The 23,089-nt window shown below is 72.2% G+C and carries 22 protein-coding genes; 13 read left to right on the top strand and 9 right to left on the bottom strand.

Going from position 1 to position 23,089, the window contains the following annotated elements; genetic code table 11:
* Positions 1–156: 156 nt before the first annotated feature.
* Entirely contained in the window at positions 157–633 is a 477-nt protein-coding gene (locus M8542_RS05145) for a MarR family winged helix-turn-helix transcriptional regulator (protein ID WP_257918820.1), read from the bottom strand.
* 146 nt (positions 634–779) lie between these two features.
* Here M8542_RS05145 and M8542_RS05150 point away from each other — a divergent pair, with 146 nt between their 5' ends.
* The 3 genes from M8542_RS05150 to M8542_RS05160 are packed head-to-tail and all read left to right on the top strand — an operon-like array spanning position 780 to position 3,426.
* Positions 780–1,367, top strand: coding sequence for an ArsR/SmtB family transcription factor (locus M8542_RS05150; protein ID WP_257918821.1), 588 nt, complete (start codon positions 780–782; stop codon positions 1,365–1,367).
* A complete protein-coding gene (locus M8542_RS05155) occupies positions 1,364–2,629 on the top strand; it encodes an MFS transporter (RefSeq protein WP_257918822.1) in 1,266 nt (421 codons plus the stop codon). Before M8542_RS05150 ends, M8542_RS05155 begins: the two co-directional genes overlap by 4 nt.
* Positions 2,593–3,426 carry a metallophosphoesterase family protein gene (locus M8542_RS05160; RefSeq protein ID WP_257918823.1) on the top strand — a complete coding sequence of 278 codons (834 nt, stop codon included), beginning with the start codon at positions 2,593–2,595 and terminating at the stop codon, positions 3,424–3,426. The genes M8542_RS05155 and M8542_RS05160 overlap by 37 nt, the downstream gene beginning before the upstream one ends.
* Before the next feature lie 146 nt (positions 3,427–3,572).
* On the opposite strand, the gene M8542_RS05165 is transcribed toward M8542_RS05160, so the two are convergent.
* Positions 3,573–4,118 (bottom strand): CGNR zinc finger domain-containing protein, encoded by a 546-nt coding sequence (locus M8542_RS05165; RefSeq protein ID WP_257918824.1) that lies wholly within the window; start codon positions 4,116–4,118, stop codon positions 3,573–3,575.
* A 38-nt stretch (positions 4,119–4,156) separates the two neighbouring features.
* Here M8542_RS05165 and M8542_RS05170 point away from each other — a divergent pair, with 38 nt between their 5' ends.
* A complete protein-coding gene (locus tag M8542_RS05170) occupies positions 4,157–5,092 on the top strand; it encodes a phosphotriesterase family protein (protein ID WP_257918825.1) in 936 nt (311 codons plus the stop codon).
* Position 5,093: 1 nt separating this feature from the next.
* Here M8542_RS05170 and M8542_RS05175 read toward each other — a convergent pair whose 3' ends face one another.
* The gene (locus M8542_RS05175; RefSeq protein ID WP_257918826.1) at positions 5,094–5,999 is read right to left on the bottom strand and encodes a PAC2 family protein; all 906 of its coding nucleotides are present in this window, start codon (positions 5,997–5,999) and stop codon (positions 5,094–5,096) included.
* A 38-nt stretch (positions 6,000–6,037) separates the two neighbouring features.
* On the opposite strand from M8542_RS05175, the gene metH reads away from it, so the two are divergent.
* The 6 genes from metH to hisG all read left to right on the top strand — a co-directional run bounded on the left by metH (position 6,038) and on the right by hisG (position 13,526).
* Positions 6,038–9,592 carry a methionine synthase gene (metH, locus tag M8542_RS05180; RefSeq protein WP_257918827.1) on the top strand — a complete coding sequence of 1,185 codons (3,555 nt, stop codon included), beginning with the start codon at positions 6,038–6,040 and terminating at the stop codon, positions 9,590–9,592.
* 42 nt (positions 9,593–9,634) lie between these two features.
* Positions 9,635–10,267 (top strand): HAD family hydrolase, encoded by a 633-nt coding sequence (locus M8542_RS05185; protein WP_372508493.1) that lies wholly within the window; start codon positions 9,635–9,637, stop codon positions 10,265–10,267.
* 58 nt (positions 10,268–10,325) lie between these two features.
* Complete coding sequence (locus M8542_RS05190; protein ID WP_257918829.1) at positions 10,326–11,789, top strand: AlkA N-terminal domain-containing protein; 1,464 nt, start codon at positions 10,326–10,328, stop codon at positions 11,787–11,789.
* Between the two features lie 8 nt (positions 11,790–11,797).
* The gene (locus M8542_RS05195) at positions 11,798–12,304 is read left to right on the top strand and encodes a methylated-DNA--[protein]-cysteine S-methyltransferase (protein ID WP_257918830.1); all 507 of its coding nucleotides are present in this window, start codon (positions 11,798–11,800) and stop codon (positions 12,302–12,304) included.
* A 66-nt stretch (positions 12,305–12,370) separates the two neighbouring features.
* A complete protein-coding gene (locus tag M8542_RS05200) occupies positions 12,371–12,634 on the top strand; it encodes a phosphoribosyl-ATP diphosphatase (RefSeq protein ID WP_086681128.1) in 264 nt (87 codons plus the stop codon).
* Between the two features lie 46 nt (positions 12,635–12,680).
* A complete protein-coding gene (gene hisG / locus M8542_RS05205; protein ID WP_257918831.1) occupies positions 12,681–13,526 on the top strand; it encodes an ATP phosphoribosyltransferase in 846 nt (281 codons plus the stop codon).
* Between the two features lie 40 nt (positions 13,527–13,566).
* Here the strand turns inward: hisG and M8542_RS05210 are convergent, their stop codons facing one another.
* The 3 genes from M8542_RS05210 to M8542_RS05220 form a co-directional block, all read right to left on the bottom strand.
* Positions 13,567–14,505: a ParA family protein gene (locus M8542_RS05210; RefSeq protein WP_257918832.1), complete on the bottom strand. Its 939-nt coding sequence runs from the start codon at positions 14,503–14,505 to the stop codon at positions 13,567–13,569.
* Between the two features lie 64 nt (positions 14,506–14,569).
* Positions 14,570–15,361 carry a thioesterase family protein gene (locus M8542_RS05215; protein ID WP_257918833.1) on the bottom strand — a complete coding sequence of 264 codons (792 nt, stop codon included), beginning with the start codon at positions 15,359–15,361 and terminating at the stop codon, positions 14,570–14,572.
* A complete protein-coding gene (locus M8542_RS05220) occupies positions 15,361–16,263 on the bottom strand; it encodes a RecB family exonuclease (protein ID WP_257918834.1) in 903 nt (300 codons plus the stop codon). Before M8542_RS05220 ends, M8542_RS05215 begins: the two co-directional genes overlap by 1 nt.
* Before the next feature lie 305 nt (positions 16,264–16,568).
* On the opposite strand from M8542_RS05220, the gene M8542_RS05225 reads away from it, so the two are divergent.
* Together M8542_RS05225 and M8542_RS05230 are read left to right on the top strand one after the other, a co-directional pair.
* Complete coding sequence (locus M8542_RS05225; protein ID WP_257918835.1) at positions 16,569–17,720, top strand: site-2 protease family protein; 1,152 nt, start codon at positions 16,569–16,571, stop codon at positions 17,718–17,720.
* 62 nt (positions 17,721–17,782) lie between these two features.
* A complete protein-coding gene (locus M8542_RS05230; protein ID WP_257918836.1) occupies positions 17,783–18,613 on the top strand; it encodes a tRNA (adenine-N1)-methyltransferase in 831 nt (276 codons plus the stop codon).
* Between the two features lies 1 nt (position 18,614).
* Here the strand turns inward: M8542_RS05230 and M8542_RS05235 are convergent, their stop codons facing one another.
* Complete coding sequence (locus tag M8542_RS05235; RefSeq protein WP_257918837.1) at positions 18,615–19,061, bottom strand: hypothetical protein; 447 nt, start codon at positions 19,059–19,061, stop codon at positions 18,615–18,617.
* A 10-nt stretch (positions 19,062–19,071) separates the two neighbouring features.
* Positions 19,072–19,911 (bottom strand): hypothetical protein, encoded by an 840-nt coding sequence (locus M8542_RS05240; RefSeq protein ID WP_257918838.1) that lies wholly within the window; start codon positions 19,909–19,911, stop codon positions 19,072–19,074.
* A 365-nt stretch (positions 19,912–20,276) separates the two neighbouring features.
* On the opposite strand from M8542_RS05240, the gene arc reads away from it, so the two are divergent.
* Positions 20,277–22,079 (top strand): proteasome ATPase, encoded by a 1,803-nt coding sequence (arc, locus tag M8542_RS05245; protein WP_257918839.1) that lies wholly within the window; start codon positions 20,277–20,279, stop codon positions 22,077–22,079.
* A 51-nt stretch (positions 22,080–22,130) separates the two neighbouring features.
* Here arc and M8542_RS05250 read toward each other — a convergent pair whose 3' ends face one another.
* Positions 22,131–23,063 (bottom strand): DMT family transporter, encoded by a 933-nt coding sequence (locus M8542_RS05250; protein WP_257918840.1) that lies wholly within the window; start codon positions 23,061–23,063, stop codon positions 22,131–22,133.
* Between the last annotated feature and the right edge of the window lie 26 nt (positions 23,064–23,089).

A 23,089-nucleotide genomic window follows, 5' to 3' on the forward strand; every position in this document is an offset into this window, starting at 1 on the left:
TGCGATCACCGGGCCCGGATGAGAAGAAGCGGAAATCCCGCCGGGCGTCGTGGCACGCGGGAGCTCGGGCTCGACCGGGTGCCGCCTCGGAAGCGGGATGGGCGCGGTTCAGTTCCTCATAGTGGAGCCAGGTTAACGCAACAACCGTAGAGTTAGTCAACTGGTTATGACGTGGGTCACATCGGGCACCTGGGCGGCGGACCGCTCGGCCGCCGCGGTGCCGTCGGTGAGGAACTCCAGGAGGGCCGTCAGCTGGCGGCGGTCCAGCCGGGCGAGGCGCTCGCCGACGAACCGGGCCATCGGCGCGTAGAGCTCGGCGAGCTCGGCCATCCGGTCGGGCAGCGGCCGGACGACGAGCCGGCGGCGATCGGCCGGATCGGGGGCGCGCTCGGCGAGGCGGTGCTGCGCCATCCGGTCGAGCAGCCGGGTGAACGCGCCGGTGCTCATCCCGAGCAGCCGCGCGAGCTCGGTCGGGGAGTCGCTGACGCCGCCGTGGAGCAGGTGCAGGCAGTGCAGCTCGGTCGGGGTGACGGCCATCCGCTCGGCGACCGCCGCGTGGAAGAGCGCGGTCGACCCGACGAACCGGGGGAGGGCGAGGGCGGCGGCGGTGGCGAGTTCGCGCTGGTCGGGCAACGTCCATCCAAGGTCGGGTGATGACGCAGTCACTGCTTCGCGCAGTCACTGCCCCACGAACGATAGCGAACCGGGTTGACAAACCCGCAGGCGGGGCCGAGTCTGAAAGAAGTCTTTCGAAAGAGTTCTTTCAGATTGGACGACCGATGGCCGAGCTGCCGCCGCGCAAGCGGATCGAGGACGCCGAACTGCTGCGGGCGCTGTCGCACCCCCTGCGGTCGGCCCTGCTGCACCACCTCACCGCCGTCGGCCCGCGCACGGCGAGCGAATGCGCCGAGGCCGTCGGCTCGACCGCGTCGAACTGCAGCTGGCACCTGCGGCAGCTCGCGCAGTACGGGCTCGTCGAACGAGCCGAAGGGGAGGACGGGCGCGAACGGCCGTGGCGTGCTCGCCAGGTCGGGCTGGAGCTGGGGGAGCTGGCCGACGACCCCGTGCAGCGGGCGGCCCAGCTCGGCGTCGTGGGCGCGACCCTCGGCCACGAGCAGGAGCTGACCCAGCGCTACCTCGACTCGCTCGACGGTCTCGACCCGGCCTGGCGGGCGGCGTCGGGACTGAGCACCTACGCGCTGCGCGTCAGCCCGGCCGAGCTGACCCGGCTGGTCGAAGCGATCGACGCGCTGGTCCGCCCCTACGTCAGCGCGATCCGGACCGACGCGCCGCCCGACGCGCGCCCGGCGCACCTGGGCCTGCGCGCGTTCCCGCGCATCGACCACACGGGGAAGGCGGAGGAATGAAGCAGCTGCTGGGCGTGCCGGCGTTCGCCCGGCTGTGGGTGGCCGCGTTCTTCGGCGAGACGGCCGAGTGGATGCTGCAGGTGGCCCTGCCGGTGTACGTCTTCCAGCGCACCGGCTCCGCCGCGACGACGGCGTTGAGCATCGTGCTGGGCCTGCTGCCCGCCGTGCTGCTGAGCCCGGTCGCCGGGGTCGTCGCCGACCGGTGGAACCGGCGCGCGGTGCTGTTCGGCGTCTGCTGCGGGCTGGCCGTGGTCGCGCTGCCGCTGCTGGCCGAACCCGGCGTCACGGTGGTCTACGCGGTGATGGCCGCGCAGGCGGCACTCGCGTCGGTGTTCGAACCGGCGCGCAACGCGCTGGTCCCGGAGCTGGTCGGCGTCGAGGAGGTCACCGGCGCGAACGGGCTGATGAGCGTCAACGGCAGTGTCGCCCGGCTGGCCGGGGGCTGGGCCGGCGGCGCGCTGCTGGGCTTCGGCGGGCTCGCCGACGTCGTCACCGGGTACCTCGCGGTGCTGGTGGTGGCCGGGGCGCTGCTGGCCAAGCCGTTCCGGCGGGTGAGCGCGCCCGCGCCCCGGCCGGCGCGGGAGCCGGTGGTGCGCGCGTGGCTCGACGGCCTGCGCGAGCTGACGCACAACCGGCGGCTCGCCCGGACCGGGCTGGCGCTCGTGTGCACGTCGCTGGCGCAGGGCATGTTCCTGGTCCTGTTCGTGGTGTACGTCCTGGAGGTGCTCGGCGGCAGCGAAGCCGACGCCGGCCTGCTGCGGGGCGTGCAGGCGATCGGCGGGCTGGCCGCCGGCTTCGCGGTCGCCACGGTGGCCCGGCGGATCGCGCCGGCCGCGCTGCTCGGCTGGGGGTCGGTCGTGCTGGGCCTGCTGTCCGCGGTGATCTGGAACCTCGCGCTGGTGACGACGGCGCTGGGGGTGTACGTCGGGCTGTTCGCGCTGGCGGGCGCGCCGGGCGTGGTCGTCGGCGCCGGGTTGCTGTCGGAGGTGCAGAGCGCGGTCGCGCCGGCACGGGCCGGCCGGGTGCTCAGCACGACGTTCGCCCTGGTCGCGACCTTCACCACGGCCGGCGCGCTGCTGGCCGGCGCCCTGGTCGCGACGACCGGGCCGGCGGTGCTGCTGAACGTCCAAGCCGGCGTCTACGTCCTCGCGGGAGCCCTGATGCTGGTGCGGAAAACCCGTGGGTTTGACGATGGCAGCGCCGCCCCGATGGTTACGGTGGAGGGGTGCCGCACCTCTTCGCCACGAGCGACCTCCACGTGACCCACGAGGGCAACGGCCCGATCCTCGACTCCGTCGTGCCCGAGACCCCCGGCGACTGGCTGCTCGTCGCCGGCGACGTCGCCGAGCGGGCCGACGTGGTGATCGAGACGCTGAAGACGCTGCGCGGCCGGTTCGCGAAGGTCGTCTGGGTGCCCGGCAACCACGAGCTGTGGACGACGAAGGGCGACGACTGCCAGCTGCGTGGCCAGGCCCGCTACGAGCACCTCGTCGACCGGTGCCGCGAGATCGGCGTGCTGACGCCCGAGGACGAGTTCCCGGTGTGGGAGCACGCTTCGCGGCCGCTGACCATCGCGCCGCTGTTCCTGCTCTACGACTACAGCTGGCGGACACCCGCCGCCGAGGGCAAGACCCTCGAAGAGGCGCTGAACCAGGCGCGCGAGGCCGGCGTGGTCTGCACGGACGAGTACTTCCTGCACCCGGACCCGTACCCGAGCCGTCAGGCGTGGTGCGAGGAGCGGCTCAAGCTGAGCACCGAGCGCCTCGACGCGATCCCCGAGGACCACGGCACGATCCTGATGTCGCACTGGCCGCTGCACCGCCACCCGACGGCGCCGCTGTACTGGCCGGAGTTCGCGCTGTGGTGCGGCACGACCAAGACCGAGGACTGGCACCTGCGCTACCGCGCGGAGATCGCGGTGTACGGGCACCTGCACATCCCGCGGACCACCGAGGCGGACGGGGTCCGCTTCGAGGAGGTTTCGCTGGGTTATCCGCGGGAGTGGCGGAAGCGGGCGCGGGGTGCGGTGCCGATGCGCCGGATCCTCTGGCCGTCGTGATCGGGCGGTGCCGGGGCTGACCCGCGGTGCCGCCGGGGTTGAGGCGCGGCTGGGCCGATGTGCCGGATTCTGTGGCCGTCGTGATCGGGCGGTGCCGGGATTGACGCGCGGTGCCGCCGGGGTTGAGGCGCCGCATCCGCCGGCCGTCAAGATTCCGCGCGTCGTCGTTCCCTGAGTGCGCGTACCCGCCCACGGCTGGCGCAGGCGGGCGAAGGACACCAGCGCCGCCGCCCGCCCGGGTCGGCGAACACCCCGCGGCAATCCTGTTCCGGGCACGCCCGCAGGTCGTGCCGCAGCGGCCCGGTGAGCCAGTCCGCCGCTTGGTGCGCGAGCCGCGCGAACGCGGCGTCCGCGGTCGGCGGCGCGCTGCGGTGCAGCTGCTCCAGCGCGGCCAGGTGCATCGGCTCCGCGACCAGGAACGCCGACAGCGGACTCACCTGATCGGCCTTCGGCGCGACCCCGTCGACCGCGCCCAGCGCGAGTTCGCGCAGCACCTCCCGGAGCCGGTGCGCAGCCCGTAGATCGGCGTGGGCGAGCGGTGCGAGCGGCGTCAGCTCGACCGCAGCCAGCCACTCACGCAGCCGCTCCGGGGTCGGGATGCGCTCGACCGGCCGCGCGCCGAAGTGCCGGCCGCGGGTGGCGAGCAGGTTCAGCCACGGCGCGCCCATGTCGAGGCGGAAGTCTTCCGGCATCTCGCCATCGTAACGGGTGAGGCGTTACACTCGGCGGCGTGACTGGGGACCCGCGGGTACGGACGGTGCTGGGCGACATCGAGCCGGCTCTTCTGGGCGTGACGGACGCGCACGACCACCTCTTCTTCGCCTCGAAGCTGCTGCCCGGCCAGGAGCTGGACGACCCGACGGCGGCGACCGAGCTGCTCCTGGCCTTCAAGGTCGCCGGCGGCTCGGCGCTCGTGCAGTGGACGCCGTACGGCCTGACCCGGCGGACCCGCGAGCTGGCATGGATGTCGAACGAGATCGGCGTGCACGTCGTCGCGGCCACCGGTCTGCACCGCGCCGAGCACTACGCGCCGGCGATCCTCGGCCGCGTGATCGACGGCCTGGTGAAGGAGTTCGTCGCCGACCTGACCGTGGGCACGCAACCCGCCGACCTGCCCGACGAGCCGCGGACCGGCCCGCGTGCCGGGCTGGTCAAGGTGGCCGGCGCGTTCCACACGATCGACTCCCACGCGCGGCTCACGATGACCGCCGCCGCGGTCGCCCACCAGGAGACCGGCGCGCCGATCGCCGTCCACCTGGAACACGGCACGGCGGCGCTGGAGACCGTCGAGCTGCTGTGCGGGAAGCTCGACGTCCCGCCGGACAAGGTGATCCTCGGGCACCTCAACCGGAACCCGGACGCGCGGCTGCAGCGGGAGATCGCCGAAACCGGCGTGTTCCTCGGGTTCGACGGCCCGTCGCGGGCCAACCACGCCACCGACTGGCGGCTCTTCGACGGCCTCGAAGCTCTGGTCGAGGCCGGGCACGGCAGCCGGATCCTGCTCGGCGGAGACACGACAACCGCGGCGGCGCGGTACCAGCCGGGCGCGCCTTACCTGCTCACTACGCTGGCGCCACGACTGACGAAGCAGCTGGGTGGGGACGTCGTGACCGCCATGCTGGTGGCGAACCCCGCCCGGGCGTTCGCCACCAGCTGGCTCGCGTGACTCAGCGCAGGCCGAAGCCTTCCTGCCCGCCACCGCGGCCGCGGCGGCGCAGGTAGCGCTCGAACTCGGCGGCGATCTTGTCGCCGCTGACGTCCTGCTCCGCGACCTCGGTCTGGGCGTCGCCGCGCTCTTCGAGGCTGCGGACGTACTCGCTGATCTCCTCGTCCTCGTCGGCCATCTCGCTGACCGTGCGCTGCCACTCCTCGGACTGCTCCGGCAACGCGCCCAGCGGGATCTCGACGTCGAGGATGTCCTCGAGCTTGTGCAGCAGGGCCAGCGTCGCCTTCGGGGACGGCGGGTGCGACACGTAGTGCGGCACCGCGGCCCAGATCGACACCGCCGGGATGCCCTCCTGCACGCAGTAGTCCTGCAGGATGCCGACGATGCCGGTCGGGCCCTGGTAGTTGTTCAGGTCGAGCCCGTAGAGCGACGCGGTGTCCTTGTCGTAGGCCGTCCCGGTGACCGGGACGGGCCGCGTGTGCGCGGTGTCGGCGAGCAGCGCGCCCAGCGTCACCACGGTCGCGACGTCGAGCTGCTTGATGTGCTCCAGCAGCTCGGCGCAGAAGGCACGCCAGCGCATGTTCGGCTCGGGTCCCTGCACGAGCACCACGTCGCGGTCGAACCCGTCGGGGCGGCACACCGACAGGGTCGTCGTCGGCCAGTCCACCCGGCGAGTGACGCCGTCCACCATGCGGACGGTCGGGCGGCTGACCTGGAAGTCGTAGTAGTCGTCGGGCTCCAGCTCGGCCAGCGGCGTGGCGTCCCAGTTCAGCTGGAGATGCTCGACGGCCCGGCTGGCCGCGTCACCTGCGTCGTTCCATCCTTCGAAGGCGACGACCATCCAAGGCCGGGTGGGTTCGGTGCGGTCGCCGGGCGGCCGCGGGGTCTCGTCGACGGGCTCACTCACCAACCCAGCCTACGACCACCGGCCTTACCCTGTTCAGCATGTCCGACCGGGTGTCGTCGCCGTTCCTGGAAGCCCTCCGTTCGCGCGTGCTGGTCGCGGACGGGGCGATGGGCACCGCCCTGCAGGCCCACGACCTGAGCCTCGACGACTTCGGCGGGCTCGAAGGCTGCAACGAGATCCTCAACGTCACCCGGCCGGACGTCGTGCGGTCCGTGCACCGCGGCTACCTCGAAGCGGGGGCGGACGCGGTCGAGACCAACACTTTCGGGGCCAATTTCGCCAACTTCGCCGAATACGACATCACCGGCCGGATCTTCGAGCTCGCCGAGGCCGGCGCGCGGCTGGCCCGCGAGACCGCCGACGAGTTCGCGACCCCGGACCGGCCCAGGTTCGTGCTCGGCTCGGCCGGCCCGGGCACCAAGCTGCCGACCCTCGGTCACGCGCCGTTCACCACGCTGCGGGACGCCTACCGGGAGGAGGTCCGCGGCCTGCTCGCCGGCGGGGCCGACGCGGTGATCGTCGAAACCACCCAGGACATCCTCCAGACCAAGGCGTCGATCATCGGCGCGCAGCGCGCGATGACGGCCGAGGGCAGGCAGGTGCCGATCCTCGCTTCGATCACCGTCGAAACCACCGGCACCATGCTGCTCGGCACCGAGGTCGGCGCGGCGCTGGCCGCGCTGGAGCCGCTCGGCATCGACGTCATCGGGCTCAACTGCGCGACCGGGCCCGCCGAGATGAGCGAGCACCTGCGGCAGCTGGCCAAGCACGCCCGGGTGCCGCTGTCGGTGATGCCGAACGCCGGCCTGCCCGAGCTCGGCCCGGCCGGCGCGGTGTACCCGCTCGGCCCGGAAGCCCTGGTCGAGGCGCTCACCGGGTTCGTGCGCGAGTTCGGCGTCGGCCTGGTCGGCGGCTGCTGCGGTACCACCGACGAGCACATCCGGCAGCTCGCGGCGGCCGTCTCCGACGCGAAGCCGGCCGCCCGGCGGCCACGGCCCGAGCCGGGCGTGTCGTCGTTGTACCAGGCGGTGCCGTTCAAGCAGGACGCCAGCGTGCTCATGATCGGCGAGCGGACCAACGCCAACGGCTCGAAGGCGTTCCGCACGGCGATGCTGGAAGGCCGCTGGGACGACTGCGTCGAGATCGCCCGCGAGCAGACCCGCGACGGCGCCCACCTGCTGGACCTGTGCGTCGACTACGTCGGGCGCGACGGCACCGCTGACATGGCCGAGCTGGCCGGCCGCCTCGCGACCGCGTCGACGCTGCCGATCATGCTCGACTCCACCGAGGTCCCGGTGCTGCGCGCGGGCTTGGAGCGGCTGGGCGGCCGGTGCGCGGTCAACTCCGTCAACTACGAGGACGGCGACGGTCCGGAATCCCGCTTCACCCAGGTGATGGCCCTGGTGAGCGAGTACGGCGCCGCCGTCGTCGCCCTGACCATCGACGAAGAGGGCCAGGCTCGGACCGCGGAGAAGAAGGCCGGCATCGCCTCACGGCTGATCGCGGACATCACCGGCAAGTGGGGCGTGCGGACGGCCGACATCATCATCGACGCGCTGACCTTCACCATCGCCACCGGCCAGGAAGAATCGCGCCGTGACGGCGTCGAGACGATCGAGGCGATCCGCGAGATCAAGCGCCGCCACCCCGAAGTCCAGACCACCCTCGGCCTGTCCAACATCTCCTTCGGCCTCAACCCGGCCGCCCGGCAGGTGCTCAACTCCGTGTTCCTGCACGAGTGCGTCCAGGCCGGGCTCGACACCGCGATCGTGCACGCGTCGAAGATCCTGCCGATGGCCCGTATCCCGGACGACCGGCGCGCGGTCGCGCTGGACCTCGTCTACGACCGCCGTCGTGACGGCTATGACCCGCTGCAGGAGCTGATGGCCCTGTTCGAGGGCGTGAGCGCGGCGTCGTCCAAGGCGTCGCGGGCCGAGGAGCTGGCCGCCCTGCCGCTGTTCGAACGCCTGGAACGCCGGATCGTCGACGGCGAGCGCACCGGCCTCACCGAAGACCTCGACGCCGCGCTGGAGCAGCGACCCGCGCTGCAGATCATCAACGACACCCTGCTGGCCGGCATGAAGACCGTCGGCGAGCTGTTCGGGTCCGGGCAGATGCAGCTGCCGTTCGTGCTGCAGTCCGCCGAGGTGATGAAGGCGGCCGTCGCGCACCTCGAGCCGCACATGGAGACCGGCGACGACTCGGGCAAGGGCCGGATCGTGCTGGCCACCGTCCGCGGCGACGTGCACGACATCGGCAAGAACCTGGTCGACATCATCCTGTCCAACAACGGCTACGAAGTGGTCAACCTCGGCATCAAGCAGCCGATCACGACCATCCTCGACGCCGCGGCCGAGCAGGGCGCCGACGCGATCGGGATGTCCGGGCTGCTGGTGAAGTCGACGGTGATCATGAAGGAGAACCTCCAGGAGATGAACTCCCGGGGCGTCGCCACGCGCTGGCCGGTGCTGCTCGGCGGCGCCGCCCTGACCCGCTCGTATGTGGAGAACGACCTTTCGGAGCTGTACCTGGGCGACGTCCGCTACGCCCGCGACGCGTTCGAAGGGCTGCGGCTGATGGACGCGCTCATGGCCGCCAAGCGCGGCGAGTCGCCGATCGTGGCTGCCGGGGCGGACCAGAAGCAGCAGGAGCGCAAGGAACGCCGCGCGCGGTCGCTGCGGATCGCCGAGGCGCGCAAGGCCCGCAAGGCCGAGGAGGAAGCTCTCGAGGGCCCGCCGCCGGCGCGGTCGGCCGTCGCCACCGACGTCCCGCTGCCGACGCCGCCGTTCTGGGGCCGCCGCGTGGCGAAGGGCGTCCCGCTGGCCGACTACGCCGCCATGCTCGACGAACGCGCGACGTTCATGGGGCAGTGGGGGCTCAAGGGCGCCCGCGGTGGCGCCGGGCCGAGCTACGACGACCTCGTCGAGTCCGAAGGACGGCCGCGGCTGCGGTACTGGCTCGACCGGCTGACCGCCGACGGCGTCCTGGCGCACGCGGCCGTCGTCTACGGCTACTTCCCGTGCTTCGCCGAGGGCGACGACCTCGTCGTGCTCACCGAGCCGTCGCCCGACGCGCCCGAGCGGCTGCGCTTCACCTTCCCGCGCCAGCGCCGCGACCGCCGGCTGTGCCTGGCCGACTTCTACCGCCCGCGCGAAGCGGGCGAGGTGGACGTCGTGCCGTTCACGGTGGTGACCATGGGCCGGCCGATCGCGGACTACGCGAACGCGCTCTTCGCCGCCGACGCCTACCGCGACTACCTCGAGGTGCACGGCCTCGGCGTCCAGCTCACCGAGGCGCTGGCCGAGTACTGGCACTGCCGCATCCGGGGCGAGCTGACCCTGCCCGGGGGTGTGGCGGTCGCCTCAGAGGACGCCGACGACGTCGAGGAGTTCTTCAAGCTCGGCTACCGTGGAGCACGGTTCTCCCTGGGCTACGGCGCCTGTCCCGACCTCGAGGACCGGGCGAAGATCGTCGCGCTCCTCGAGCCGGGCCGGATCGGCGTGAAGCTGTCCGAGGAGTACCAGCTGCACCCCGAGCAGTCGACCGACGCGATCGTCTGCCACCACCCCGAAGCGAAGTACTTCAACACCTGAGGAGACTCCACTGTGGACGGACTGGGCGCCGTGTTGTGGGACATGGACGGCACGCTCGTCGATTCCGAGAAGCTGTGGGACATCGCCCTCTACGAGACGGCGGAATGGCTCGGCGGCCGGCTTTCCGAAGAGCAGCGGATGACCCTCGTCGGGTCCAACATGGACGACACGTCGGCGTACCTGCTCGAAGTCGTCGGCCGTTCGGTCACCCCGGAGTCGGTCGCCTCGACCGGCGAGGAGATCCGCCGCCGCACGGCCGGCCTGTTCGACGACGAGCTGCCGTGGCGCCCGGGCGCTCGCGAAGCACTGGCGGCGGTCCGCGCGGCCGGCGTGCGCTCGGCGCTGGTCACCTCGACCGAGCGGGACCTGACCGAGCTGGCGCTGAACACCATCGGCCGGGAGTTCTTCGACGTCACCGTGTGCGGTGACGAGGTCGAGGGCCTCAACAAGCCGCACCCGCGGCCGTACCTCAAGGGCGCGGAGCTGCTCGGCGTCGATCCGGCGCGGTGCGTGGCGGTCGAAGACTCGCCGCCGGGCACGGCCTCGGCCGTCGCGGCGGGCTGCACGGTGCTGGTCATCCCCAACGACGTCCCGGTCGAGCCGGGGGAGCGGCGGGTCTTCCGCGACACCTTGGTGGGCATCGACGTGGCGGCGCTGGCGGCCCTGCTGGGCTGACACGCCCATGTCGCATTTCCGCTAGCCGTCGTCGGCGCACTCGGCGATGCTGGACCACGTGCACGAAGATTTCGAACAGTGCGTGCGGGCCGTGCAGGCGAAGGACGCCCGCTTCGACGGGTGGTTCTACACCGCCGTCCTGACCACGAAGATCTACTGCCGGCCCAGCTGCCCGGTCGTCCCGCCGAAGCCGAAGAACATGAGCTTCTACCCGAGTGCGGCCGCCGCGCAGCAGGCCGGGTTCCGGGCGTGCAAGCGGTGCCGTCCCGACGCCAGCCCGGGTTCGCCGCTGTGGAACGAGCGCGCCGACCTCGTCGCGCGGGCGATGCGGCTGATCGCCGACGGCGTCGTCGACACCGAAGGCGTCAGCGGCCTCGCCGACCGGCTCGGCTACAGCGTCCGCCAGGTCCAGCGGCAGGTGTTCGCCGAGCTCGGCGCCGGTCCGCTGGCGCTGGCGCGGGCCCAGCGCGCGCAGACCGCGCGGACGCTGATCGAGACGACCACGCTGCCGATGACCGAACTGGCGCTGGCCGCCGGGTTCGGCAGCATCCGGACGTTCAACGACACCGTCCGCGAGGTGTTCGCGCTCTCGCCGACCGAGCTGCGGCAGCGCGCGAAGGGCAAGCCTTCGGGCACGGCCGGCGCGATCGTCCTGCGGCTGCCCTACCGGAAGCCGCTGTGCCCGGACAACCTCTTCGGCCACCTCGTGGCCACCGGCGTGCCGGGGGTGGAGGAGTGGCGCGACGGCGCGTACCGCCGCACGCTGCGGCTGCCGCACGGCCACGGCGTCGTCGCGCTCCGGCCCGAAGACGGACACATCGCCTGCCGGCTCACCCTGACCGACCTGCGGGACCTGCCGGCCGCCACCAGCCGCTGCCGCCGCCTGCTGGACCTCGACGCCGACCCGGTCGCCGTCGACGACCAGCTCGGCACCGACCCGCTGCTGGCGCCGCTCGTCGCGGCCGCACCGGGCCGCCGGGTGCCGCGCACGGTCGACGGCGCCGAGTTCGCCGTCCGCGCGGTGCTCGGCCAGCAGGTCTCGACGGCGGCGGCCCGGACCCACGCGGCCCGGCTGGTCGTCGCGCACGGCGAACCGATCGAAGACCCCGAGGGCGGTCTCACCCACCTGTTCCCCTCGGCCGAGGCGCTGGCTTCGCTCGACCCCGAGACCCTCGCGATGCCGCGCAGCCGCCGCCGGACGCTGCTCGCGCTGGTCTCGGCGTTGACCGGCGGCCTCGACCTCGGCGCGGGCAGTGACTGGGCCGGGACGCGGGCCGAGCTGACCGCGCTGCCCGGCTTCGGGCCGTGGACAGTCGAGAGCATCGCGATGCGCGCACTCGGCGACCCGGACGCGTTCCTGCCCACCGACCTCGGCATCAAGTACGCCGCCGAAACCCTCGGGCTCGGCGGCCAGGCCGCCGTCGTCGCCCGGTCCGCCGCGTGGCGCCCCTGGCGCGCCTACGCCACCCAGCACCTGTGGGCCACCGGTGACCACGCGATCAACCGGATGCCCGCCGCCTAGGAGGTCCCATGCGTTCCCACACCGTCGTCGACAGCCCCTGCGGCCCGCTCACGCTGGTCGCCGAGGACGACGCCCTCTGCGGGCTCTACATGCACCAGCAGCGCCACCGCCCGGCCGAGGCGACGTTCGGCTCTGCCGGTTCGGCCGAGGTCTTCGCCCGGACCGAGACCCAGCTGGCGGAGTACTTCGCCGGCGAGCGGCGCGAGTTCGACCTGCCGCTGGCCTTCGGCGGGACGCCGTTCCAGCGCTCGGTCTGGGCGGCGCTGCTCGAGATCCCGTACGGCGAGACGGCGACCTACGGCGAGCTGGCGCAGCTGCTCGGCAAGCCGTCGGCCGCGCGAGCGGTCGGCCTGGCCAACGGCAAGAACCCGGTTTCGATCATCGTGCCGTGCCACCGCGTGATCGGTTCGACCGGCTCGCTGACCGGCTACGGCGGCGGGCTGGAACGGAAGGAGTACCTGCTCGGCTTCGAACGTCGTCCCAGTCCTCGGGAGGCACCGTCCACTTCGGTGTGAGATCCACGGCATCCGCGGCGGGCCGGGGCGGCGTGGCCGGGGCCGGGGTGGAAGGATCTGCAGACCGTGAAGACCTTCGATGAGCTGTTCGCGGAGCTTGCCGAGCGCGCGCGTACCCGTCCCGACGGGTCCGGCACCGTCGTCGCCCTCGACGCCGGGGTGCACGCCCAGGGCAAGAAGGTGCTCGAGGAAGCCGGCGAGGTGTGGATCGCCGCCGAACACGAGTCCGACGACCGCCTCGCCGAGGAGATCTCCCAGCTCCTGTACCGGGTGCAGGTGCTGATGCTCGGCCGTGGCCTGTCGACCGAGGACGTCTACCGCTACCTGTGACGGGTCGCGCGGAGAACGTCTTGTGACGAACGAGGAGAAAAGCGAAATGCTGCGTGTTGCCGTGCCGAACAAGGGAGCCCTCGCCGCCGCGGCGACGGAGATGCTCGGCGAGGCGGGCTACCGCAAGCGGCATGAGCAGCGCGACCTGACGGTGCTCGACACCGTCAACGAGGTCGAGTTCTTCTTCCTGCGGCCCAAGGACATCGCGATCTACGTCGGCTCCGGTGACCTCGACCTCGGGATCACCGGCCGCGACCTCGCGCTCGACTCCGGCGCGCCGGTCGAGGAGATCCAGGCGCTCGGCTTCGGCGGCTCGACCTTCCGCTACGCCGCCCCGGCCGGTCGCGAGTGGAAGCCGGCCGACCTGCACGGCAAGCGCCTGGCGACGTCGTACCCGCGGCTCGTGCGCGAGGACCTCGCTCGTCACGGCGTCGAGGCCGAGGTCATCCGGCTCGACGGCGCGGTCGAGATCTCGATCCAGCTGGGGGTGGCGGACGCGATCGCGGACGTGGTGGAGTCCGGCCGGTCGTTGCGGCAGAACAACCTCGTCGCGTTCGGCGACCCGATCTGCGTGTCGGAAGCGGTGCTGTTGCAGCGTCGCGGCACGGACGAGAGCCGGGCGAAGTCCCAGCTGGCCGCGCGCCTGCGCGGGGTGGTGTTCGCGCAGCAGTACCTGATGCTGGACTACGACTGCCCGCGCACGCTCGTCGAGCGCGCGATCGCGATCACGCCGGGCCTGGAGTCGCCGACGGTCGCGCCGCTGGCCGACGAAGACTGGGTGGCCGTGCGGGCGATGGTGTCGCGCAAGAAGGTCAACCTGGTCATGGACGAGCTGGCCGAGGTCGGCGCCAAGGCGATCCTGGCCTCGGACATCCGTTCCTGCCGCCTCTGACCTCGTGAGTGTTTAGGGCGGTTAGAACCGCCCTAAACACTCACGAGCGGGGACGGTTGGGTTTCTTGGGCAGCAGGTCGTAGAGGCCCTTGCGGACGCCGTTGTCGTTGGTGTTGCGGGCGACCGCGACCTCCGAGATGAAGTCCTCGAAGACGAACTCCTCGTCGGCCGGGATCACCGCGGGCGCCTGGTTCTGCTCCAGGTAGCTGTCGAGGGTGCCCGCGATCTCGCGGAACGACAGCGCCTGCAAGGTCTCCGGCGCGTACGTCGTCACCGGGACGCCGTTGGCCGCCGCCTCGTTCATCACCACGCCGAGAGGCAGGTGCGAGAGCATCGGGATGCCGAACTCGTACATCTCCTGCAGCGCCGCGGCCGCGTAGTGCGAGATCGGCCGCCGGTACAGGCTCGGGACGAGCCCGAACCACGACAGCGGCTGCCGCCCGACGGTCTGCTCCACGTACCGGACCTGGTCGGCCAGCAGCCGCAGCGCGCGGATGCTCGTCTTGTCCGGCTGGACCGGCACCAGGATGCCGTGCGACGCCGCCAGCGCGTTGTTCGTCAGCACGTCCAGCGCCGGCGGGCAGTCGATGATGCAGTGGTCGTAGTTGGCGAACTGGATGACCCGCGCCAGCTGCCAGCCCGGCACCCGGAACGAGTCGAGCCGCCGGATCAGGTCGAACATCCCCGGCGACGTCGGCACGACGTCGAGCGCGCCGCCCTTGCCCAGGTTGCTGCGCGGGTGCGGCACGACGAGCTCTTCGATCGGCCCCTTCCACGTCTTGGCCAGGGCTTTCGCCAGCGTGGGCGCGTCTCCGCGGACCTCGGACAGGCCGAGCATCTCGGTCGTCGCGTGGCCCTGCGGGTCGAGGTCGACGAGCAGCACCCGCCGGCCCCGCTCTGCCAGTGCGGCCGCGGTGCCGACGCTCAGTGAGGTCTTGCCGACCCCGCCTTTCTGGTTGACCACCGAGGTGATCTGCATGCCGGAGCGCTCCTCAAGTCGGTCGTTCCGCGAAGGTTATTGGATGCGGGCCCGTTGTGGGTGGCTATCCGCCCCCGGCCTGTCGCGGGCGCACCAGGAGAGCCTGCGCGCCGGTGGCGACCGGGCCGCCGGCGTCGTGCAGGATGCTCGTCGCCGTGCCGATGCCGTGCTGCCCGACCAGCGTGACCGCGTCGAGGCCGATCCACTCGCCTTCGGGCACCCGCCGCAGGTGCACGGTCAGCTCGGAGTTGATGAACCACCACCTGCGCGGGTCGAGGAAGTTCGACACGCCGTTGCCCGAGTCGGCGATCGTGAACAGCCGCTGCAGCCCGCTCGGCTCCTCGCCGTCGACCAGCGGGACGCGCTGACGCGCCCAGACCGCCGCCGGGCCCGGCATGTCCATGCCGCCGCGCACCGCGCGCCACTCCACGGCGTCGAGGTAGCCGGCCTGCCAGCCCTCCGGCCACGGCGACTCGGTCACGGTGTCCGGCGCCGGCAGGAGCGGTCCGGCGTCCGTGGCGGCCTCGGCCGTGTCGGCCGTCGCCAAGCGCCAGGCCGACGCCCGCGCCACGACCCGGTGCGCGTCGGCCAGCTCGGCCTGCAGCAGCTCGACCGACCGGCCGGGCCGCTCGACCCGGGCCCGCACGGTGAGCTCGGCGACCGGCGCCGGGCCGAGGATCTCGATCGTCACGCGGGCCAGCTCGGCCGGGTGCGCGGGTTCGACGTTTTCGAGGGCACGCACCAGCAACGCCGACGGCGGCCCGAAGTGCTGGGAGTCCGAAGACCACGGGCCGGCCGTGTGCGCGGTCGCGGAGTAGCGGTCGCCGCCGAGCGGGACGTAGAACGCGTCGGCCATCAGTCGGCCCGGTCCAGCGGCGTCTCGTCGCCCGCGTCGGGCTCCGGCCAGCCGGGGTACGCCGGCGGGGTGCCGCCGTACTCGGGGCAGTGCGCCTGGTGGTCGCACCAGTTGCACAGCTTGCTCTTGTTGGCGCGGAAGTCGCCGGTCCTGCCCGCCTTGAGGATGGCCTGCCAGATGGCTTCCAGCGTGCGCTCGAAGCGCAGCAGCTCGGCTTCGTCGGGGGTGTAGGCGAGGGACTGGCCATCGGTCAGGTACATGAGCTTGAGCTGGCGCGGCACGATCCCGCGCAGCCGCCACAGGACCACGGCGTAGAACTTCATCTGGAACATCGCCTTGGCCTCGCCGATCTCACGCGGCGCGGCGCCGGTCTTGTAGTCGACGACCCGGATCTCGCCGGTCGGCGCGACGTCGAGGCGGTCGATGTAGCCGCGCAGCAGCACACCCGAGCCGAGCTCGATCTCGACGTGCAGCTCGCACGCCTCGGGTTCGAGCCGGCGCGGGTCTTCGAGGTCGAAGTAGGCGTCGAGGAGCTTTTCGGCCGAGCGCAACCAGTCCGCGTGCTCCTCGGGCTTCTCGCCGTCGAACAGCTCGGTCCACTCCGGACGGTCCGCGGAGAGGTCCGTCCACGCCGGGCCGAGCAGCTCCCGCGCCTGCGCGGGGACGCGCTCGGCGGCCGGCAGCGCGAACAGCCGCTCCAGCACCGAGTGCACGAGCGTGCCGCGCAGCTGGGCCTTGGTCGGGACCTCCGGCAGCCGGTCGACCGCGCGGAACCGGTAGAGCAGCGGGCACTGCTTGAAGTCGCTGGCCCTCGACGGCGACAGCGCGGGCCGCCGCCGCACCTCGGTGGCGACGGCGGTGGCTGCGGGCGGATCCGTGGTGACGGTGTCGGCGTCGGGCATGGGCAGAGCGTAACGCCGGGGTACGACAGTTCCGTCGACCGCAACGCCCGCCGGCCCGACAGGTCCGGACAACTCGCGTACCCGGAGGGTCGGTTCACGTGCCCGGACAGTCGGTCGGCGTACCTGGAGGGTCGGTTCGCGAGCCGACCCTGCAGGTACGCGAGCCGACCTTCCACGTATGCGAGCCGACGCTCCAGGTACGCGAGCCGACTCTGCGGGTACGCGAGTCGTCCGTCCGGGTGCGTGGGCGACACCACCCGGGCCGGATCACCCGGTACCCACACCGGGGCCTCTAGGCTCTTCGCATGGCCGCGACCAGTGAGCAGGGCACCGGGGGCTCCCGGCAGGCCGTCCTGTCGGACGGCGGGCTCGTGCTGTTCCGGGTGGCCGGGGTGCCCGTGCTGCTGGCGCCGTCCTGGTGGATCGGGTCGCTGATCGTCGTCGTGCTGTACGCGCCGCTCGTCGGGCGGCTGCTGCCGGACGCCTCCACCCTGACGTCGTGGCTGCTCGCCGCCGCGTTCGCGCTGCTGCTGGGCCTGTCGGTGCTCCTGCACGAGCTCGGGCACTGCATTGCCGCGCTCCGGCTCGGCATCCCGGTGCGGCGGCTGCGGCTGTTCCTGCTCGGCGGCCTGTCCGAAGTGGCCCGGACGCCGAAGCGGCCCGGCCACGAGGGGCTCGTCGCGGCGGCCGGGCCGGCGGTGTCGCTGCTGCTCGGCGGCTTCTGCGGCCTGCTGATGTTCGCCGTGCCGCCGGACGGCGCGGTCTGGATGCTCATCGCCGAGTGCGCGGTCGCGAACCTCGCCGTCGGCGTCTTCAACCTCCTGCCCGGCCTGCCCCTGGACGGCGGGCGGCTGGTCCGCGCCGGGGTCTGGGCGGCCACCGGCATCCGCTCGAAGGGCACCCGCGCGGCGGTCGCCGGCGGCGGGGTCGTGGCCGCCGGGCTGCTCGTGTGGGCGCTGTGGGGCCTGGCGACCGGCAGCCCGGACCGCTGGCTGCGGCTGGGTGTCTGCGTCGTGACGGCCTGGTTCGTCATCCTGGGCGCGCGCTCGGAGCTGGCCGCCGAGCGGCGCCGCGGCTGGCCCGAAGGTCTGGTGCTGGCCGAGCTGGTCCGGCCGGTGCTGCAGCTGCCCGCCGAAAGCCCGGTGTCGGACGCGCTGGCCGCGTCGGCCGGGCGGGGCGTGGTGCTCGTCCGGGCCGACGGCGTCGCCGCCGGGCTGCTGGACATCGGCGCCGCGGAGCGGCTCGCGGGCTCGTCGCCGCACGCGCCGGCGGAGCTGGCCGCGGAGCCGATCCGGGCCGAGACCGTGCTGCTGGCCTCGGAGCCGGGGGAGGAGATCGTCGAGCGGGTCCGCGAGACCCCGGCGTGGCAGTTCCTCGTGGTCGACGACGAGGGCCGGCCGGCGGGCGTGCTGCGCCGGGACGACCTGCGGGCCGCGCTGAACCGCCGCACCCGCTGACGTCACGGCCCGGGCGGCCTGCGAAGATCTGTCGTCGGCCATTCGGGGTACAGGAGGAAGTGTTGTCGGTCAGCGGACCGTTTCGCGCGGGTGATCGGGTGCAGTTGACCGACTCGAAGGGGCGCCACTACACCCTGACGCTGGCCGACGGCGGTGAGTACCACACCCACCGCGGCGCGCTCGCCCACGACGACCTGATCGGCCGTCCCGAGGGCTCGGTGGTCATGTCGGCGGGCGGCTCGACGTACCTGGCGTTGCGCCCGCTGCTGCCGGACTACGTGCTGTCGATGCCGCGCGGCGCGCAGGTCATCTACCCGAAGGACGCGGCCCAGATCGTCATGTGGGGCGACATCTTCCCGGGCGCGCGGGTGCTCGAGGCGGGTGCGGGTTCGGGCGCGTTGACGTGCTCGCTGCTGCGCGCGGTCGGCTCGGAAGGGCACGTGAGCTCCTACGAGATCCGCGAAGACCACGCCGTGCACGCCGAGCACAACGTCGTGAAGTTCTTCGGCGAGAAGCCGGCGAACTGGTCGCTCACCGTGGCCGACCTGGCCACGCACGAGGGCGAGGTCGACCGGGTGGTGCTGGACATGCTGGCGCCGTGGGACCAGCTGCCGAACGTCGCGGCCCACCTCGTCCCGGGTGGCGTGCTGACCGTCTACGTCGCGACGGTCACGCAGCTTTCGCGCGTCACGGAGTCCCTGCGCGAGCAGCAGTGCTGGACCGAGCCCGAATCGTGGGAAACGCTGATGCGGCCGTGGCACGTGGTGGGCCTCGCGGTGCGCCCGGACCACCGGATGGTCGCGCACACGGCGTTCCTGCTCACCGCCCGGCGGCTCGCGGACGGCACGGTGTCCCCGCGCGTGTCGCGCCGGCCCGCCAAGGGCAAGGGCTGAGCTAGCCCGGCACGCACCAGCGCCCGTTCTCCTTGTGCAGCGGGAACGGCGTGTCCTTGGTGCCGCCGGCGGCTTCGACGTGGACCTTCGCGGTCGCCGACTCGCCGCGCAGCTCCACGGGGGCCGTCAGCTTCACCGTGACCGGGCCCGCCGCGTCCCATGTGCGTTGCAGCCCCGCCAGTGCCTCCGCGCTCTGTGGGCGGCAGGTCAGCTTGCCGAACGCCGCCGAGTCGTGGGCCGTGATCGCGTCGACGATCGCCCTGGCCAGGACGTTCACCGCCGCCGTGTCCACCGCGTCGGGCGCTGTCGACGTCGAGGCGCGGGTGGCCGGGGGTGGGCTCGACGGCGCCGGCGGGGCGCCGGACGGCGCGACGAGCAGCAGGCCCAGCACGACCCCCAGGCCTGCCACGCCGAGCAGCACCAGCCCGGCGACGAGCGCGCGCTTCACCGCCGGACGGTCACTTCGGGTCCTTCTTGACCGCCAAGAGGCACCACAACCCGGCTTCGTTCTTGCCGGTGAAGACCCCCTTCGCCGTCTGGCCGTTCACGCTGTTGGTCCAGTGCACGGTCGACGAGGTGCCGGAGTCCTGCGGCGCGCCGTCCAGCTTGAGCGAGATCTCGCCGGTGACCTCGCCGACCGAGTCGTCCTTGTGGACGCTGCGGCAGATGGCCGCGTCGAGGTCCTTGGCGTTCTTGCCGTTGTAGGCGTCGACGACCGAGTCGAACAGCTCCTGCGACGACGGCTTGCCGCCGGGGGCCGGGCCGCTCGCGGGCTTCGTGGTCTTCGTCGAGGGCTTGCTCGGCGAGGTGGTCTTGCTCTTCGGCGCGGACGTGGGCGCCGAAGAGCTGCTCGCGGGCGGGGCCGCGGCCGGGGTGTCGTCACCGCTGTTGGCCAGGACCAGCGCGGTCACCCCGCCACCGACGACGATCACCGCGCCGACCGCGATGCCGACGATGAGCCCGGTTTTCTTCTTCTTGGGCGGGGGCGCGTCGCCGAAGCCGCCGCCACCGTAGGGGTCGTAGCCGCCGAAGCCCTGCTGCTGCCCCCACTGGTCCTGCTGTCCGTACTGGGGGTGGCCCTGCGGGGGCTGAGCGCCCGGCTGAGGCGGGTAACCGCCCTGCTGCGGCTGCCCGTACGGGCCGGGCTGGCCGAACTGCTGGGTGCCGCCGTAGCCCGGCTGGGGCTGCGGACCGCTCTGGGGGTAGCCGCCGGGCTGCTGACCGTACGGGTCGGGCTGCTGCCCGTAGCCCCCGGGCTGCCGGCCGTAGCCGCCCGGTTGCTGCGGCGGGTAGGTCATCGGTGGCGCCCCCTCGCGTTCCTTCGGCTTCGGACCCCGGCCATCCAGCGGCCGACGTCGGCCCGATGCTAGCCATCGGGCCGCTCCACCGCGCGGTTAGGGCGGAACTCGCCCGAATCGTCATGCGCGGGCAGGGTTGGCGGGCCGGCGCCGGGGGTACTCCCGACGTGCTTGGTTCGTCCCAGCCCGGCCGACCTCGCGACGCGCCCGTGCCAAGGTACCGAAATGGCCGCTTGCGCTGCGGGAATGTCCGTGCTGGACCAGGCGAGGAAACCGCGACGCGCCGATCTTGTGATCCGGAAAGGCCTTTTCTTGTCGGTGATCGCCGGTACCGTGGAATGAAAAGCACTCCGAGGAGGTGCCCGATGCATCATGACCTTCCCGGAGGTCGGCGCGAGGAGGCCGACCCTTCAGCAACATCCGGAGCTGGGACGACGGCGGACGAGCAGGCTCGGCAGATCCGTTTTCTCGAGGAGGAAGTGGCGCTGCTGCGCCGCAAACTGACCGACTCGCCACGGCAGAACCGAGTTCTCGAACAGCGACTCGCCGAGGCCTCGGAAAGGGTGAGTCAGCTCACCGAGCGCAACACCAAACTGGTCGAAACCCTGCGTGAGGCCCGAGGACAGCTCCTCGCGCTGCGTGAGGAGGTCGACCGGCTGGCCCAGCCGCCGTCCGGCTACGGCGTCTTCGTGGAGGCCTACGAGGACAACACCGTGGACGTGTACACGGCGGGCCGGAAGATGCGGGTGTCGGTTTCGCCCGCGGTCGAGCTCTCGTCGTTGCGGCGCGGACAGGCGCTGCGGCTCAACGAGGCGCTCACCGTGGTCGAGGGCGGCGGTTTCGAACGCACCGGTGAGGTGTGCGCCTTGCGCGAGGTGCTCGCGCCGGACTCCGAGGGCGCGAGCCCGCGGGCGCTGGTGGTCGGGCACGCGGACGAAGAGCGGGTGGTCCTGCTCTCCGACCTGCTGGCGGAGCAGCCGCTGAAGCCCGGCGACTCGCTCCTGGTCGACTCCAAGGCCGGCTACGCGTACGAGCGCGTGCCGAAGGCGGAGGTCGAGGACCTGGTGCTGGAGGAGGTGCCGGACGTCCGCTACGAGGACATCGGCGGCCTCACCCGGCAGATCGAACAGATCCGGGACGCGGTGGAACTGCCGTTCCTGCACGCCGATCTCTACCAGGAGTACCAGCTGCGACCGCCCAAGGGCGTCCTGCTCTACGGCCCGCCGGGCTGCGGCAAGACGCTCATCGCCAAGGCGGTGGCGAACTCGCTGGCCAAGAAGGTGGCCGAGGCCCGCGGCGACGCGGCGGACGGGAAGTCCTACTTCCTGAACATCAAGGGCCCCGAGCTGCTCAACAAGTTCGTCGGGGAGACCGAGCGGCACATCCGCCTGATCTTCCAGCGGGCGCGGGAGAAGGCCTCCGAGGGCACCCCGGTGATCGTGTTCTTCGACGAGATGGACTCGATCTTCCGGACCCGTGGGTCGGGCGTGTCGTCCGACGTGGAGACCACGATCGTGCCGCAGCTGCTCTCGGAGATCGACGGTGTCGAGGGCCTGGAGAACGTCATCGTCATCGGCGCTTCCAACCGTGAAGACATGATCGACCCGGCGATCCTGCGGCCCGGCCGCCTGGACGTCAAGATCAAGATCGAGCGGCCGGACGCCGAGGGCGCGAAGGACATCTTCTCCAAGTACCTGGCCGAAGGCCTGCCGATCCACGCCGACGACCTCGCCGAGTTCGGTGGCGACACCAAGGCGACGTTCGACGCGATGATCCAGCACACCGTCGAGCGGATGTACGAGGAGAGCGACGAGAACCGGTTCCTCGAGGTGACCTACGCCAACGGGGACAAGGAAGTCCTGTACTTCCGCGACTTCAACTCGGGCGCGATGATCCAGAACATCGTGGACCGGGCGAAGAAATCGGCGATCAAGTCGGTGCTGGAGACCAAGCAGCCGGGTCTCCGCGTGCAGCACCTGCTCGACGCGATCGTCGACGAGTTCGCGGAGAACGAGGACCTGCCCAACACCACCAACCCGGACGACTGGGCCCGGATCTCCGGCAAGAAGGGCGAGCGGATCGTCTACATCCGCACGCTCGTCACCGGCAAGAACCAGGACTCGGGGCGGGCGATCGACACCGCCACGAACACCGGTCAGTACCTGTAGTTCCGAACGCTCGATGGGGCGGTCGCTTCGGCGGCCGCCCCATCGGCGTGTCTACTCCCGCACCAGCTCGGCTTCGGGCAGCGCTTTCGGCGTCCGGCGCAGCCGGCCGTGGGCGGCGAGGATGCCCAGCACCACCAGCACCGCACCAACCGGCTGGTGCCAGCTGACCGGCTCGCCCAGCACCAGCACGCCCAGCAGCACGCCGACCACCGGTGTGAGGTAGGTCACCGCCGAGGCGTTCGCTGCACCCCAGGTCGCGATGATCCGCGTGTTCCAGACGTAGGCGAGGCCCGTGCCGAAGACACCGAGCGCGACCGCGCTCGCCACCACCGGCAGGCTCAAGTGGACGGGCGTCGTCGCGATCGCCGGCGCCAGCACACCCAGGATCACCGTGGCCGACGCGGTCTGCCCGAACGCGACGACGACCGGGTCCGTCCCGCGGGGTGAGACGAACCGGCGCATGTAGACGAAACACGCGCCGTAACACGTGGTGGCGCCCAAACAGGCGAGCTGGGCGGTCAGCTGGTGCGAGACGTCCACTCCCTGCCACACCCCGACGATCGTGAGCACGCCGAGGAAGCCGAGCAGCAGGCCCGTCACCCGCGGCGGTGTGAATCGCTCCTCGGGCAGGGCCGCGGCGGCCAGCAGCATCGTGATGAGCGGCGTGGTCGCGTTGAAAATACTGGCCAAACCGGACGAAATGTACTGTTCCGCCCACGAGAACAACAGGAACGGCACCACGCAGAGCAACACCGAAACCACCGCGAGATGGCCCCACAGCACGGGATCGCGGGGGAGCGGGCGCCGGCGCGCCGCCAGCACGACCGCCAGCGCGAGCGCGCCGAGCGCGACGCGGGCGAGCGCGATCTGAGCGGGGGAGAGCCCGCCGAGACCCACCTTGATGAACAGGAAACTCGCACCCCAGACGACCGCCAGCAGCGCGAACCGCACCGTGACGCCGAAACCCGCTGCTCCGAACCGCATGCCCGCAGTCAAGCGGGCGGACCTGC

This window comes from Amycolatopsis iheyensis (assembly GCF_024703995.1).
GTDB classification, from domain to species: domain Bacteria; phylum Actinomycetota; class Actinomycetes; order Mycobacteriales; family Pseudonocardiaceae; genus Amycolatopsis; species Amycolatopsis iheyensis.